At 44.1% G+C, this 15,749-nt stretch carries 16 protein-coding genes; 12 read left to right on the top strand and 4 right to left on the bottom strand.

The window, feature by feature from the left end:
- From AAGC65_RS19555 to AAGC65_RS19540, 4 genes are all read left to right on the top strand, one after another.
- On the top strand, nucleotides 1–2,364 hold the full coding sequence (locus tag AAGC65_RS19555) for an endonuclease MutS2 (protein ID WP_343114148.1): 2,364 nt from the start codon (nucleotides 1–3) through the stop codon (nucleotides 2,362–2,364).
- 201 nt (nucleotides 2,365–2,565) lie between these two features.
- Nucleotides 2,566–2,925: a VOC family protein gene (locus AAGC65_RS19550; protein ID WP_343114147.1), complete on the top strand. Its 360-nt coding sequence runs from the start codon at nucleotides 2,566–2,568 to the stop codon at nucleotides 2,923–2,925.
- Between the two features lie 98 nt (nucleotides 2,926–3,023).
- Nucleotides 3,024–4,319, top strand: a complete 1,296-nt coding sequence (locus tag AAGC65_RS19545; RefSeq protein WP_343114146.1) for a glycosyltransferase — start codon at nucleotides 3,024–3,026, stop codon at nucleotides 4,317–4,319.
- A gap of 121 nt (nucleotides 4,320–4,440) precedes the next feature.
- Nucleotides 4,441–5,526, top strand: coding sequence for an SGNH/GDSL hydrolase family protein (locus AAGC65_RS19540; RefSeq protein ID WP_343114145.1), 1,086 nt, complete (start codon nucleotides 4,441–4,443; stop codon nucleotides 5,524–5,526).
- A gap of 71 nt (nucleotides 5,527–5,597) precedes the next feature.
- Here AAGC65_RS19540 and AAGC65_RS19535 read toward each other — a convergent pair whose 3' ends face one another.
- A complete protein-coding gene (locus tag AAGC65_RS19535; RefSeq protein WP_343114144.1) occupies nucleotides 5,598–6,161 on the bottom strand; it encodes a hypothetical protein in 564 nt (187 codons plus the stop codon).
- Between the two features lie 209 nt (nucleotides 6,162–6,370).
- Here AAGC65_RS19535 and AAGC65_RS19530 point away from each other — a divergent pair, with 209 nt between their 5' ends.
- The 4 genes from AAGC65_RS19530 to AAGC65_RS19515 all read left to right on the top strand — a co-directional run bounded on the left by AAGC65_RS19530 (nucleotide 6,371) and on the right by AAGC65_RS19515 (nucleotide 9,844).
- Nucleotides 6,371–7,069: a CoA transferase subunit A gene (locus AAGC65_RS19530; RefSeq protein ID WP_343114143.1), complete on the top strand. Its 699-nt coding sequence runs from the start codon at nucleotides 6,371–6,373 to the stop codon at nucleotides 7,067–7,069.
- 209 nt (nucleotides 7,070–7,278) lie between these two features.
- Nucleotides 7,279–7,935 (top strand): 3-oxoacid CoA-transferase subunit B, encoded by a 657-nt coding sequence (locus tag AAGC65_RS19525; protein ID WP_343114142.1) that lies wholly within the window; start codon nucleotides 7,279–7,281, stop codon nucleotides 7,933–7,935.
- A gap of 108 nt (nucleotides 7,936–8,043) precedes the next feature.
- Entirely contained in the window at nucleotides 8,044–8,985 is a 942-nt protein-coding gene (locus AAGC65_RS19520) for a helix-turn-helix transcriptional regulator (protein ID WP_343114141.1), read from the top strand.
- Between the two features lie 88 nt (nucleotides 8,986–9,073).
- Nucleotides 9,074–9,844 (top strand): SDR family oxidoreductase, encoded by a 771-nt coding sequence (locus AAGC65_RS19515; protein ID WP_343114140.1) that lies wholly within the window; start codon nucleotides 9,074–9,076, stop codon nucleotides 9,842–9,844.
- 273 nt (nucleotides 9,845–10,117) lie between these two features.
- Here AAGC65_RS19515 and AAGC65_RS19510 read toward each other — a convergent pair whose 3' ends face one another.
- From AAGC65_RS19510 to AAGC65_RS19500, 3 genes are read right to left on the bottom strand one after another with little or no spacing between them, the layout of a single operon-like run.
- Nucleotides 10,118–10,750: a uridine kinase gene (locus AAGC65_RS19510; RefSeq protein ID WP_343114139.1), complete on the bottom strand. Its 633-nt coding sequence runs from the start codon at nucleotides 10,748–10,750 to the stop codon at nucleotides 10,118–10,120.
- Nucleotides 10,743–11,759 (bottom strand): LysM peptidoglycan-binding domain-containing protein, encoded by a 1,017-nt coding sequence (locus tag AAGC65_RS19505; protein WP_343114138.1) that lies wholly within the window; start codon nucleotides 11,757–11,759, stop codon nucleotides 10,743–10,745. The genes AAGC65_RS19510 and AAGC65_RS19505 overlap by 8 nt, the downstream gene beginning before the upstream one ends.
- A gap of 21 nt (nucleotides 11,760–11,780) precedes the next feature.
- Entirely contained in the window at nucleotides 11,781–12,545 is a 765-nt protein-coding gene (locus AAGC65_RS19500; protein WP_343114137.1) for a DUF4905 domain-containing protein, read from the bottom strand.
- A gap of 95 nt (nucleotides 12,546–12,640) precedes the next feature.
- Between AAGC65_RS19500 and AAGC65_RS19495 the strand changes: the two genes are divergently transcribed.
- The 4 genes from AAGC65_RS19495 to AAGC65_RS19480 form a co-directional block, all read left to right on the top strand.
- Complete coding sequence (locus AAGC65_RS19495) at nucleotides 12,641–13,120, top strand: DNA starvation/stationary phase protection protein (RefSeq protein WP_343114136.1); 480 nt, start codon at nucleotides 12,641–12,643, stop codon at nucleotides 13,118–13,120.
- 160 nt (nucleotides 13,121–13,280) lie between these two features.
- Nucleotides 13,281–14,111, top strand: coding sequence for a 5-dehydro-4-deoxy-D-glucuronate isomerase (gene kduI / locus AAGC65_RS19490; protein WP_343114135.1), 831 nt, complete (start codon nucleotides 13,281–13,283; stop codon nucleotides 14,109–14,111).
- A gap of 31 nt (nucleotides 14,112–14,142) precedes the next feature.
- Nucleotides 14,143–14,961 (top strand): SDR family oxidoreductase, encoded by an 819-nt coding sequence (locus AAGC65_RS19485; protein WP_343114134.1) that lies wholly within the window; start codon nucleotides 14,143–14,145, stop codon nucleotides 14,959–14,961.
- A gap of 211 nt (nucleotides 14,962–15,172) precedes the next feature.
- The coding region (locus AAGC65_RS19480) for a hypothetical protein (RefSeq protein WP_343114133.1) at nucleotides 15,173–15,749 on the top strand (577 nt) is incomplete at its 3' end.

Here is a 15,749-nt window from a genome sequence, read left to right as displayed (position 1 = left end):
ATGCTTTACCCAAAAAATAGTGTTGATAAGCTGGGGTTTACCGAGGTAAAAGAATTAATAAAAGCGCATTGCCTGAGCGAAATGGGTCAGCAGATGGTTGACAAGATACAGGTGATGAGCAATTATGAGCTGATATCAAAATTTTTGAGCCAGGCCAACGAGTTCAAAAATATACTGGTTAATGATGCCGCCTTACCCATTCATCACTTTTTCGATATAAAATCCTTAGCCAATAAAGCCCGTATTGAGGGCGTATTTTTGTCGGAGGAAGAATTTTACCAGGTGCAAACTTCCCTGCAAACGGTATTTGCCGTAATCGCTTATTTCAGCGAGCGCGAGGGTTTGTACCCTAACCTGGAGGCCCTGTTTGAGCATTTGCCTATTGAAAAGGCCATCCTGAAAAAAATTGACGCCGTTATTGATCCCAAAGGAAAAATAAGACCCAATGCCTCGCGCGAGCTCAATGAAATTACGATGGGCATTGCCAAGGCCGAGCAGGAAGCCCGCAAAAAGATAGATCAGATATTTAAGGCCGCATCCGGCAATGGGTGGACCGCCGATGGCTCGCTCACCGTGCGCGATGGCCGCCTGTGTATCCCTTTGCTGGCCGAAAACAAACGCAAGCTCAAAGGTTTTATTCATGATGAGTCAGCATCGGGCCAAACGGTTTTCATGGAGCCGGAAGAGGTGTTTACTTTAAACAACCGCGTGCGCGACCTGGAATTTGAGCGCCGCCGTGAGATCGTAAAAATTTTAACCGCGCTTACTGATGAATTACGGCCGTATACGCCACTTTTATTATCCTATCATGGCTTGCTGACCAAGCTTGATTTTGTGCGCGCCAAAGCCCTGTTTGCCATTGATATTGAGGCCGAAATGCCGCAGGTGGTTAACGAGGCCCGGCTAAAGCTGTACAATGCCCGCCACCCGCTGCTGTTCCTGAATTTTAAGGCCGAGCAGAAAACCGTAGTGCCGCTGAATGTGCATATTGATGAGGGTACACGCATCATCGTGGTATCGGGGCCTAACGCCGGTGGTAAATCGGTATGTATGAAAACCGTGGGCTTACTGCAAATGATGGTACAGGCCGGTTTGCTGATACCCGCAGCCGAAGCCAGCGTGGTAGGGGTGTTTAAGCAACTTTTTGTGGATATTGGCGACGATCAATCCATCGAGAGCGACCTGAGTACCTATAGCGCGCACCTGAGCAAAATGAAAACCTTTGTGGAGGATGCCAACGGCAAAACCCTGATACTTATAGATGAGTTTGGTACTGGCACCGATCCGCAGTTTGGCGGCCCCATTGCCGAGGCCGTGCTGGAATCATTGAATCATAAAAAGGTGCGGGGCATGGTAACTACCCACTACTCTAACCTGAAAATATTTGCCAGCAACACTGATGGTATCGAGAATGCCTCAATGCTGTTCAACAACGTAGAAATGAAACCGCTTTACCAGTTGGAGATTGGTAAACCCGGTAGTTCATACGCCTTTGAGATAGCGCAGAAGATCGGTCTGCCAACCAATGTGCTTAATCTGGCTAAAAACAAAATAAGCGAAGGGCAGAAAAAAGTAGATACTCTGCTGGTTGATCTGGAACGCGAAAAACGCGAGATATTTGAAACCAAGCAAAAACTTGACCGCCAGCAGCGCAAGGTTAACGAGCTGCAAACGGAAAACGAAAAGCTGAAAAGCTACCTGGAAGAAAACAAGAAGGTGCTGATCAGGGAGGCGAAAGACCAGGCAAAAAATATTATTCTGAATGCCAACAAGCTGGTTGAAAACACCATATCTGAAATAAAAAGCAGTAATGCCGATAAGGAGGTTACCCGCACTCTGCGCGAAAACCTGAATACCGAACTTAAAAAGAATACCGTTAAGGTTGAAGCTCCAAAACCAAACCCCGCTGCTGACGAGGAATTGAAACCCGGCGACTGGGTAAAGCTAACCGACTCGGAAACTACCGGGCAGGTGATTGAGCTGATCAAAGATAACGTGGTAATAGCCATTGGCGATCTGCGTACCGTTGCTAAAAAGAAAAGGGTGGTTAAGGTTTCCAAATCATCGGTGCCAAAAGATATCCGCAGGAGCTTTAATTCGCATACGAATGACCTGGCCAGTTTTAGTCCGGAGATTGATGTGCGCGGTATGCGTACCGAAGATGCCCTGCACGCTATTGAAAAACTGTTTGACCGTGCGCTGATGATGGGCTTTAACAACCTCAAGATAATTCACGGCAAGGGCGATGGTATTTTACGCAAAATGATACGCCAGTACCTTAAAAAATATGATCAGGTAGATAGGCTGGAAGATGAACATGCAGACCGTGGCGGCGATGGTATAACTTATGCATATTTAAAGTAAATTAGCTTTTTAACAGGAACAAAGAGTAAGGATTCCTGGAGCAAGGATTAAAGACTTTTGGAATTAGGAGATATTTGAGGAACAATAAGCAAGGGTGATTGGATCTCTGGTTTTGTTAAGCAAATATTTACTCCTCCATCCTTGATCCTTACTCCCCAAATCCTTAATCTTTGTTCCACCAATCCTTACTCCCTAAAAAAGATGAGTTTAAAAAGTATTGCCCCCATGTTGTTTACCCGGCAGGTGAAGGATAGCGTTGATTTTTATATCCATACGCTGGGTTTTACCTGCGTTGGCTTTGATGAGGACTGGAGCTGGGCCACTGTAAGCCGTGATGATATTGAAATTATGCTTGCACTGCCCAACGCGCATGAAACCTTTACGGTACCCAAGTTTACCGGGTCGTTTTATATCCGTACCAGTAACGTGGATGCCATTTGGAATGAGCTGAAGGATAAGGCGGTGATATATTACCCCATTGAAGATTTTCAGTATGGTATGCGCGAGTTCGCGGTTTTTGATAATAATGCCTATGTGCTGCAATTTGGCATGCCTATATAACAGTGTTAATATCAGTTGAAATAACATGACTTTGTAATTTTTGAACTACCCGGTTTTGGGGATTGAAAGTGTCCGATTAATCTGTGAATTTTGCAGTAATGGATCAGCTGTTAAAAGGAAAAAGGATTTTATTGGCCCATGTGCCTCTTGAGGGGCATTTTAACCCGCTTACCGGGTTGGCTAAATTTTTACAGGAAATGGGCTGCGATGTACGCTGGTATACGTCGGCCATATTTGCCGGTAAGTTGGATAAACTGGGTATCAGGTATTACCCCTTTGTAAAAGCGCTGGAGCTTAATGGCCAAAACCTGTGGCAAATGGTACCGGGCTTAAAAGATGGTACTGCATCAGAAAAAGGCAGGCTTTACCTTAAAAACCTGTTTATCGATCGCTCGGTAGAGTATTTTGAAGATATCGCTGCCATTTATCAGGAATTTAAATTTGATTTATTGATTGCCGACAGTATGTTTTCGGCCATGCCCCTGGTGAGGTATAAACTCCATGTACCTGTGCTGGCTATTGGTATTGTGCCCCTGATTGAAGATTCTGTTGACGTGGCGCCCTATGGTCGTGCATTGCCTCCGGCTCATGACCAGGAAACCCGCGATGCTTACGCGCAAATGTATGTACAAAAGTATACCGGCATTAAAGACCTAATTGAGCATTACCGGGAGCTGTTATCAACCTATAGAGTACAGGTAAAAGGTTCATTTGTGTTTGATACCCTGGTAAAAGAAGCCAATATGTATTTGCAGATAGGTGTGCCGGGCTTTGAATATCCGCGCAGCGATATGGGCGATAACATTCGGTTTATAGGGGCATTATTGCCTTATTCGGCACCCTCCCAAAGGAAGGCATGGTTTGATGAACGCCTAAAACAATACAAAAAAATAGTACTGGTTACCCAGGGTACGGTTGAGCAGGACGTGACCAAATTATTGATTCCTACGTTACAGGCCTTTACCGGTACTGATACCCTGGTGGTTGCTACCACCGGCGGCAACAGCACCGCTGAGCTGCGCCAAAAATATGCGGCCGATAATATCATTATTGAAGATTTTATTCCGTTTGATGATGTTATGCCTTATGCTTCGGTTTATGTAACCAATGGCGGTTACGGCGGAACTTTATTAAGTATTAAGCATAACCTGCCTATAGTGGCTGCCGGAGTACACGAGGGGAAAAGTGAAATTTGTGCCCGGATAGATTATTTTAAATGCGGCATCAACCTTAAAACAGAAACGCCTACTACTGAAGCTATATACGCAGCCACAGAAACCATCATAAATGATGGTGTTTATAAAAACAGCATTACTGCCCTGAACAAGGAGATGGATGGCTACCACGCTTTAGACTTGTGCCGGCAATATATTAATGAGCTGTTACTGGCTTAATAAAAACTTTTGTGCTAACCGTTCAACTTATGCAATAAATATATAATATTGCAGGAGAGGTTGGTAAGTGAGGGTGCTTTTGTTTGAAAATCAATTATTGACATTTAAACTAAACCTTCCAATGCACAAAAGTTTTGGTGTTTTTTTATTCCTGGTATTGGCTGCCGGTTTAGGCAGCTGTATGGCTCAGAATGTAGTTCTTAAAAGTAAAGACAATCACATCCGTTATACGGGCCGTATCAGTATGACCGATGCCGCGGCCGAACTTTACTGGACCGGCTCATCCATCAAAATAAACTTTAACGGTACAGGTGCTTCTGCCTTATTACAGGACGAACGTGGCGATAATTTTTATAACGTTATTGTAGATGGCAAGGTGGTCAACATCGTCCATCCGGATGATACCAAAAAAGTTTATACCCTTGCGGAAGATCTGCCTGCCGGTGCACATAGCCTGGAACTGTTTAAACGTACCGAGTGGGCAATGGGTAAAACCATTTTTTATCAGTTTATATTGGCTAAGGGAGCCACTATTTTGCCAGCCTCCGAACCTAAAAAACGCCGGATAGAATTTTTTGGTAATTCTATTACCTGTGGTATGGCTGATGAAGATACCACTGGAAAAGATAGGGGCACCGGACCTTACGAAAATGGTTACCTGAGCTACGCGGCCATCACCGCCCGCCATTTTGATGCTGATTATGTATGTACCGCTAAAAGCGGTATTGGCGTACTGGTAAGCTGGTTTCCGCTTATTATGCCTGAAATGTATAATCGGCTCGATCCAAGCGATCCCAACAGCTTGTGGGATTTTTCAAAGTATAAGCCCCAACTGGTGGTGATCAACCTGTTTCAGAACGATTCATGGATAACAACCCAACCCAATAACGATCAGTTTAAAGAACGTTTTGGCAGCAAGGCCCCGGGTGCAGATCAAATCATCAAAGCTTATCGCGATATGGTTAAAAACATTCGTAAAAAATATCCTTCATCGCAAATTATTTGCATGCTGGGCAGTATGGATGCTACCAAAGCCGGTTCGCCCTGGCCAGGATATATTGAAAAGGCCGTTGCCGAATTAAATGATAAAAACATTTATACCCATTTTATACCTTTTAAAGGCACAAAAGGCCATCCCAGTGTGAAAGAGCAGCAAGATATGGCCGATGACCTGATCAGTTTTATTGATAAACAGATCAAGTGGTAAACCCGGGTTATTTAAACTAAAAACGGCCTGTCTGATCATTCAGACGGGCCGTTTTTAGTTTAATGCTCAACTTATTCGCCTACCTTTTGCTGGTCGGGCAGCTCATTAGGTCCCGGAATATTGGTTTGTTTATTCTCGCCTTTACCATCGTCGTCAGCAGTACCTTCGCGGTAAGGTTGCTGCGGATGCGGTTTCTGCGCTGATTTATCATCCTTATTGTCGCTGTCAGGCTGCTGGTCGGACTGGCCTGTTTGTGTGGTGGCATCCATTACTTGTCCATAGTTTGATTGCCCTGCCTGGTTAGGGTCGGTGAAGTTGCTGTTTTCGGGATGTTCCTCTGCCGGTTGCGTGCGCCTGAAATACTCGTTGGTATAGCCCGCCGTTTGCGACGGGTTAGCCTTGTCATCACCCGATGGGGTAAGGTTGTTCTGGCCAAAATTTTGGCCGCCCATGCCCTGGCCTTCCATGCCGGGATCGTCTTGCTTTTTCATATCGTCTTTGGAGGTAGGGAAGCCATGCTGAAGGTCTTCTTCGGTCAGGTTATCATCGTCGTCAACGCGGTAAGCGTTGGGTTTGCTGTCGGTATGTTCCGGATTATGATCGTCATTCTGGAACTCGTTATCTGATAGTGTCATTGTCTTTATATGTTGATGTATAATGATAAGGTTTGAATTTTCTAATTGTTTTATATTATTAATTAGTAAGTAAAATCAAGGTTAGAAATAGGAATCAAGAATCAAGGGATAAGAAGGGTTCAGAAATGTAAAATCTGATTGAATAATCTTATATCCTGATTCTTGACTCTTGATTCTTATATCTAAATTTGAGTAACCAATTATATAACATGAATAAAGTAGTTACTGACGCCGAAGAAGCTATCCGCGATATTCAGGATGGCATGACCTTGATGCTGGGTGGCTTTGGCCTGTGCGGGCTGCCCGAAAACTGCATCGCCGCTTTGGTTAAAAAAGGTACCAAACAATTAACCTGCATATCCAACAATGCCGGGGTCGATGATTTTGGCATCGGTCTGATGCTGAAACAACGACAGGTAAAAAAGATGATATCCTCATACGTAGGCGAGAACGCCGAATTTGAACGCCAGCTGCTTACCGGCGAACTGGAGGTAGAGCTGCTGCCCCAGGGTACGCTGGCCACCCGCTGCATGGCTGCCGGTTATGGTATGCCTGCCATTTTTACCCCGGCAGGTGTAGGTACCGAAGTAGCCGAAGGTAAAGAAGTTCGTAATTTTAACGGTAAGGATTACCTGATGGAAATGGCCTTTAACGCCGACTTTGCCATTGTAAAAGCCTGGAAAGGAGACACGATGGGTAACCTGGTGTATCGCTCAACCGCGCGCAATTTTAACCCGGTAATGGCTATGGCCGGTAAGGTTACCATTGCCGAGGTAGAAGAACTGGTACAACCCGGCGAGCTCGACCCGGATCATATCCATACCCCGGGCATCTACGTACATCGTATTTTTCAAGGTAAGGATTATCAAAAACGCATAGAGCAAAGAACTGTAAGGGCGAAGGAGTAAGGACTTTTGGAGTAAGGACGAAAGACTTTGGGATAAAAGAGCAAGGACAAAAGAATATGAGGCTAAATTAAAACATGTGTCATTGCGGGGAAGGAAGCAGATGCCTCACCCAACCCTCTCCAAAGGAGAGGGCTTTAAAAAAGTCTCCCCTTTTGGGGAGATTTAGAGGGGGGCTTCCTCGCAATGACACAGCTTATATAAGTAATAACATGCTTGATAAAACAGGAATAGCAAAGCGTATAGCTAAAGAAATAAAAGACGGTTACTATGTTAACCTGGGTATTGGCATCCCAACGCTGGTGGCCAATTACATTCCCGAAACGATGGATGTAGTACTACAATCTGAAAACGGCTTGCTGGGCATGGGACCGTTCCCTTTTGAAGGGGAGGAGGACCCCGATGTAATTAACGCGGGTAAACAAACCATTACCATGTTGCCAGGTTCGGCCATATTTGATTCCGCAATGAGCTTTGGGATGATCCGGGCCAGGAAGGTGAACCTCACCATATTGGGCGCTATGGAAGTAGCCGAAAACGGTGATATAGCCAATTGGAAAATCCCTGGTAAAATGGTGAAAGGTATGGGCGGCGCTATGGATTTGGTGGCATCGGCCGAAAATATCATTGTGGCTATGCAGCAGGTAAATAAGGCAGGTGAATCAAAACTGTTGTCACGTTGCACATTGCCGCTTACCGGCGTTCACTGCGTGAAAAAAATAGTGACCGAGCTTGGGGTATATGATGTATTGCCCGAAGGCGGCTTTAAACTGCTGGAGCGCGCGCCGGGGGTAAGTGTAGAGGATATTAGAAAAGCTACAGCCGGTAAACTGATCGTGGAGGGTGAGATACCGGAGATAGTTATTTAATTTGAAGCAGTAAGGGAATTGTAAATTAATGTGATTTTAAGCAGTCCGTGTTAATTGACTCTTACATTTGATCAAACAATAAGCTCTTTGTTGTAAAAACGCCATCACATGAAACTACGTACCATTGATGATTTTTATAAAAACATTAAAGCGGTAAGCCGTAATGAGGCAGTGCTTGAAGAAGTTTATGAAAGCCAGCCGGATATTGGGCATTTCAACGTGTTTGATATTGCTTCCCTTTATGCCCGCATCAGTGAAAGTAGTAAAATTGTAATGCCTTATAACCGCAGGGCCTATTATAAGATAAGTCTGATCAAGGGGCATAATATTGCTGAGTTTGCGGATAAGATCATCGACATTCAGCAGCCTGTACTATCCTTTGCCACTCCTAAAATTCCATATCACTGGTACCCTCAGGATCTGGATCAGGCCGGTCATTTCTGCATATTCAGTGATGATTTTTTTGTTCCCACTCAAAGCCGTTTACAATTAGATCAGCTTCCGATTTTTTCATCAGGAGCGCAGCCGGTTTTTCAATTATCGGCCGATGAGGTGCAGGAAATTGAACAGGTGTTTTTGAAGATGCATAAAGAGCTTGCTTCTGATTACGTTTTTAAATACGATCTGCTGCGTAATTTTGTGTTGGAGCTTATTCACTATGGGCAAAAATTACAACCTGTAGAGATACTGAAACCCGATAAGCAACACGCAACGGCCAGGGTTTCTTCGTTATTTATCGAATTGTTGGAACGCCAGTTTCCCATACAATCCGTTCAGGACAGGGTAGAGCTTAAAACGGCCAAGGATTTTGCAGATCGACTTTATATTCATGCAAATTACCTGAACCGGGCGCTTAAGGATACCACCGGAAAAACTACCTCAGAAATTATTGCCAACAGGGTAATTCAAGAAGCCAAACTTTTACTACAGCAAACCAACTGGGCTATCAAAGAAATTGCCTATAGCCTGGGGTATGAGGATGTAGCCCATTTCTCCAATTTTTTCAGAAAACAAACCTCTTTTTCTCCCATTATTTATCGCGGCCATTAATCTGTTTTGAATCTCGCAACGATTGGTTTGATGCGCGCAATAGCAGAATGCGTTAACCTCCCGAAATTTGTGCTATAATATTAAAGAGATGGCACACACAATCAAAAAAATTGCATTAGTAACCGGCGGAAGCCGTGGATTAGGTAAAAATATGGCATTGAATATTGCGCAAAAAGGCATAGATGTGATCATTACCTATAACAGTAAACAACACGAGGCGCTTGCTGTAGTTGATGAAATAAAAAAAGCAGGCGGCCACGCGGCAGCATTACAACTCACCGTAGGTGATATGGAAGCCTTGCCTGTATTCATGGATCAGCTAAAAACAACCCTGGCCAATGAGTTTAATACCGATAAGTTTGACTTTCTGATCAATAACGGAGGAGCTAACTTCGTGATCCCCTCATTTGCGGAAACCACTGAAGAGCAGTTTGATGCCTTGTTGAATATGCACTTTAAAGGCGTATATTTTTTAACCCAGAAATCACTGCCTTTATTAAATGATAACGGAGGCATTATCAATGTATCAACAGGCCTTACCCGTTTTGTTAACCCCGGATCAGGAACTTACGCCAGTATAAAAAGTTCAATTGAGGTATTAACCATGTACCTGGCCGCTGAGTTAGGCAAGCGAGGTATTAATGTAAATGTGATAGCGCCCGGTCCTGTTGCTACTGATTTCAGCGGAGGCCGGTTGAGGGATACCCCAGCTATTCAGGAGCATATTAAAGCTGTTACTGCCATACCTCGCATTGCTCAGCCCGATGATATAGGTGGTGTCGCGGCTTTCCTTTGCTCATCTGAAGCCAAATGGATCACTGCGCAACGTATTGAAGTTTCCGGAGGTATCCATCTTTAAAAGGTGTTTGATGCCTTTGATGGGCAGATAAGGGTAATGGATCAGATATTCCCTCCCTTGGGAGGCGCGCGGTAGCTTGTGTTATGGCAGGGAGGGGTTTCTGCGCTATTACATTGTGATGAAACCCCTCCCTGCACCTTCCCGGGGGAGGGAATCGCACAGCCCTCCGCTTTTTATCCGAAAACATTACCAAACAAAAAGGGATCTTCAATCAGAAGATCCCTTTTTGTTTTTTTGAGGAACATATTGGCCGAATACTAATGGCCAGTGATATTAAAATATATTCTTTCTCAATCCGGCCGATATTTCTTCGGTTACGGCAATAATGTCCTGGGCAACGTGGCTGTTGTTAGTGATGATCCTGTCGCACTCATCTTTGTAAGGTAGCAGGTATTCTTTATAAGCAGGCACCACGTGGTTTATCCATTTGTACATCACATCATCGTGTGAGTAGCCGCGCTCTATCAGATCGCGTTTAAGGCGGCGCTGCAGGGCAATATCTTCATCGGCATCAATGAAAACCTTCATGTCCAGCATGTCGGCAATATCCCTGAAATGCAGAATAAACAAACCTTCCACAATTAAAATAGGAGCAGGTTTGATTTCCAGCATTTTGGGAACAACAGTGGGATTGTTAAAGGTGTACTCAGGCTTAATAATGGTTTCATTATTAAAAAGCTTACTGATATCCTGCTGAAAATGCTCATGGTCAATAGTAGCTGGCAGATCAAAATTGTACTCCCTGTTTTCCTCAGGCGTCATATTATGGGCCACCGGAAAATAATAATCATCCTGCGATACCAGGCATACCTCATCGGCAGTAAAATGCTCCAGAAAACACTTCAAAAAAAAGGTTTTGCCAGATCCGCTACCACCGGCAATCCCAATAATATATGGTTTATTCATTCGGGTTAGGGCTGCCGTAGCTAATGTTTACGTGAATGCGTTTATCCAGAGCGCCTAATGCATCGGCGGTGTTCTTGGTCATTACAATAAGTACATCTTTGGTGGCTTCGCTATCTGTAAAACGGCCAACAACTTTGGCGTAGGTAGTGTGGTTGTTCATTGGGTTGGTGATCTTGATCACGGTGCCAATAGGGGCGCTGCGGTGCAGTACCAGTTCTTTTTTAGGGTCAAGGCTGGTGTCATCAATCCAGGTGGCTACACCGGTCTCGTTTTTCTCGTACAGGCCAAAGCGATTTGCTTTAAGTTTATTACCCGCGCTGTCAACCGTAGTGGAATCCTGCGTGGTGCTTACCACGGTAGCATCCTGTTTTACAACCGGTCTTTCTTCTGGCGGCATACCAGAACGTACTTTGATCACCTGGCCGGGAGTAAGCGTGCTTGAAGTTAAATTGTTCAGTTTGGTGATATCCTCTACAGAAGTACCAAAACGTTTGGCTATGGAATATAAAGTTTCACCGGCAGATACTTTGTATTGTTGTACATTATCCTGGTTAACAGGTTTTTCTGGCGTAGTATCGGCAGCTTGTGTAGTAGTGTTTGCAGCGGCTTGTTGTACAGGCGCCTGAGCTTGCTGCTGAACAGCAGGCTGTGTGGTTTGCGGTTTTGGCTGCTGGGCTACCGGCTGCTGTACCTGTTGTTTAGGCTGTGCCTGTGGCTTGGTTTGCTGCGGAGCAGGTTGTTGAGCAGCTGTGAACGATAATTCGGTTGGTACTTTGATAACACCGCCAATTTTAAGCGGGGCGTTATTGTTAAACTGCATAATAGTTTTGGCGCTTACATTGTAGCGGCGGCCAACAGAGTAATAGTTATCTTTCGGATCAAGTTTGTGCAATACAACCTTTTTGCCGTTCAGGTTCTCAACGCCAACAGAGTCGGCCAGTGGGTTTGCAAAAAGGGATATGGAAAGTGTAAGTAGGGGTGTGATCAACAATAAAATCTTGAATTTCATAATAAATTATAATACAGTAACTTATAAGTTTAAAACTACCAAAACTGATCGTTCTTTTAAATAGATCAGGTTATTCTTATGTACTACAAACGCCTCAGGCTGCATTTTTTGTATATGGCTGTTTAACAAATCCTGATATACAACCGCGCCTTCACTGTTCATAATATATAGGTGTTGCCTTAGTTTTTCTTGAAAAAACGTGTGCAAAGATACAATTCTATAGGTATTGTATTCTATATAATGTACCGTATTTGTATAAGGTTGTTCGGGTAATGTATAACCCTGTAAAAATGAGGCTGGCATGAGCGGAGCGCTGTTAATGTAGCTGGGCGGGGGCAGGTCAATAACAGGCTCGTAGGCTCTTAAATTACTCCCCGTTCGCATATTGGCCAAAAATAATTTGCGGGGTTGCAGCTGTGCATTATATACTATGGGGCCGTTAATGCTCAGGTGGTCAAAGGCCAGGGTATAGTTGCTCCAAAGCGTGTTGCCGGTAACGGCGTCAATAGCTACAAGGCCCTTATGTACAGGCCCTGTGGCCGATTCATAATGATGTAAGAGTAGTACACCATCGTAAGCAGTTTCCATGCCGGTAAGCCAGCGTTCGGGGGTGCTAACATCCGTGAAATTAATCTTCCCGGTAAGCAGGTTTACCGATCCAAAAGCTGTTTGTTTTTCTTCGGTGCTGCGTAATTCAACCAGCAAATTATGGCTGATATCATCAATCTCCATGCGCCACACGGGCCAATTAAATTGCTGGTTAATGAAGGGTTGTAACGCTGTCATAAAGTGCACAAATATGGGCATTAAAATTAAATGTGTTTATATTTACCAAACATTGAGGCTATGCCCTTGTTGTACACTAAACTCACTATTTACATATGAACGCTAAAGAAATAAGCCTGGAAGAAGGTAAAGTAAAACCTGTTGTTGACCACCTGAACGACCTGCTGGCCAACTATCACATTTACTATCAAAAAGTACGCGGATGCCACTGGAATGTTAAAGGTCAGAATTTTTTTACCCTGCATGTGAAGTTCGAAGAATTATACACCGCTGCTTTAACCACCATTGATGAGCTTGCCGAAAGGATACTTACTTTGGGTAAACCACCTTACAGCACCTTTAAAGATTATATTGAAACAGCTCAAATTAAAGAGATACAAACCATTGGCTTAAAGGATACCAAAATGGTTAAAGCCATTATTGACGATCTGGCTATTTTAATTGCCAAGGAAAGGGAGATCATGGAGATCACGGCCAAAGCCGGTGATGATGGCAGTAATGATATGGTGAATGCCTTTATGCAATTCAACGAAAAAAATACCTGGATGCTGCGCTCATTCGTGAACGAGGACTAACACCCATCCATCTATTATTAAAAGCCGCGGACACATACGTTCGCGGCTTTTTTATTGATAATCGATTATTAGCGCAAACGTTTACGTAGAATAAACAAGCGAATACTTTTGATTTAAAAAAGATACATTGTAGACTTGCCTAACCAAAATAAACAAAGCCTTGAAAGTAATACATAGCGTACATCCTGAAGATTTTAAAAATTACCAGACAGCACAGATCAGGGAACGATTTTTAATTGACCACCTGGTGCAAACCGATAAACTTAACTGTACCTACACCCATTATGACCGCATGATAGTAGGGGCGGCCCATCCGGTAGCTCAAACCCTTACGCTGGAAAACTACCCTAACCTGCGTGCTGATTTCTTTTTGGAACGCCGCGAAATAGGTATCATTAACGTAGCAGGTGATGGTATAGTTACTGCCGACGGAAAAAGCTTTGAGGTAAACAAGTTGGATTGCCTGTACATTGGTAAGGGAACAAAAAACGTAACCTTTGCCAGTAAAAACAGCGCTGAACCAGCGGTTTTTTACCTGCTTTCTGCCCCGGCGCATGCAGAGTACCCAACTACTTTAATGACCAATAATGATGCAGCCAAAGTACATACCGGTGCCAGCGAAACCGCTAATAAACGTACCATTAATAAATACATTCACCTGGAAGGTATAAAGAGCTGCCAGTTGGTAATGGGCTTAACCATACTGCATGAGGGCAGCGTTTGGAACACTATGCCTTCGCATGTGCACGACCGCCGTATGGAGGCTTATTTTTATTTTGATGTGCCTGCTGGTCAAAGGATATTTCATTACATGGGCGAAGGTCAGGAAACCCGCCATATACTGATGGATAATTACGAAGCCGTGGTATCGCCACCCTGGAGCATACACTCGGGTAGCGGCACGGCCAGCTATAGTTTTATATGGGGCATGGCCGGCGAAAACCTGGATTATACCGATATGGACGCTATTGCCATTCCCGACATCAGATAATTGAACAGTTAACTAAAAAATATTAAAAACATTGGAAAATTCATTTTCATTAGCCGGTAAAGTAATTGTAGTTACAGGCGGTACCGGCATTTTGGGCGACGCATTTGTAAACGCCATTGTTGAGGCTGGCGGCGCGGTTGGTATACTGGGCCGTAATAAAGAAGTGGCCGAAGAGCGTGCCAATGCAATTAACAACAACGGCGGTAAAGCCATTGCCCTGGTTGCTGATGTACTGAAAGAGGACGAGCTGATAGCTGCTAAAAATAAAATTGTGGAGGCCTTTGGTCGCGTAGATGGCCTGGTGAATGGTGCGGGTGGTAACATGCCTGAAGGAGTGCTTGCGCCCGAAGAGGACATTTTTAAGATGAACATAGCCGGCATGAAAAAGGTGCAGGAGCTCAACACCTGGGGGACCATTATACCTACCCAGATATTTGGTGAAGCCATTGCTACTACTTCAGGCGCAGGAAGCATTGTAAATATATCGTCAATGAACTCTAAACGTGCTATAACCAAAGTATTGGGTTATAATATAGGTAAGGCAGCTGTTGACTGCTATAACCAATGGTTCGCGGTAGAGCTGGCTAACCGTTATGGTGATAAGATCAGGATGAACGCTTTGGCACCCGGCTTTTTCCTTACGGAGCAAAACCGTTACCTGTTAACCAAACCCGAAGGTGGTTACACCCAGCGTGGCGAATTGGTGATCAAACAAACTCCCTTTAAACGTTTTGGCCACGCCGATGAATTAAAAGGCGCGCTTACCTGGCTGCTCAGCGATGCATCGGCATTCGTTACCGGATCAATGATCTGTGTAGATGGCGGTTTCTCGATATTTGGCGGGGTGTAAAATTATAAACTGCCTCTTTAAAAAATGTCATTTTGAGTGAGCTGAGTTGGCTTGAGCTCTGGAGCAAAAGAGAAATCTTAAACGCCATACCAGCGAATTTGCAGGGTGTATAAGATTTCTCGCTATCGCTCGAAATGACATTCATTTTTTCTCTACTTATGGTCTTAACCAAACCTTGTCCTGGTCCAATTGTATATCTAATAAAGCACTGATGATGAACCTAAAACTAACCCTTACTTCACTGCTGATTTATGCCGGTTTTACTGGTAATGCTCAAACCGTAACGCTCGATTATTATTTTAATCATGAAGTGCGTCAAAACAAATCAGGTCAACCGGAACGTTTCCATTATCTGTGGGGAGAAAAAGATAATAATGGCTTTGCTATATTAGGTGCATCATTTACAACCGCGGGTGCTAAGCTTGATTCGCTTGAGCAGGCGCCTACTTCCGAAAACTTAAAAAATACGGCTATTTATATTATTGTTGATCCTGATAGCCAGAAAGAAAGCCCTAAGCCCAATTACATTGAGCCAAAAGATGCTGATGAAATAGCCAAATGGGTAAAAAAGGGAGGGGTATTGCTGATGTTGGCTAACGACAGCGCCAATGTAGAATTGCCTCATTTTAATACCCTGGCTGCTAAATTCGGCATGCATTTTAATAACGACCTGCAAAATCATGTGATTGATGATGCCCATTTTGAGGACGGGGCGATAAAAACTACCGGCAACCCGGTATTTAAAACAGCAAATAAAATATACATGAAGGATGCCTGCTCTATTAGCC

This window comes from Mucilaginibacter sp. (genome assembly GCF_039207105.1).
Lineage (GTDB): Bacteria > Bacteroidota > Bacteroidia > Sphingobacteriales > Sphingobacteriaceae > Mucilaginibacter.
Note: the sequence above shows the minus strand (reverse complement) of the source record. Positions and strands in the feature narration are given on the sequence as shown.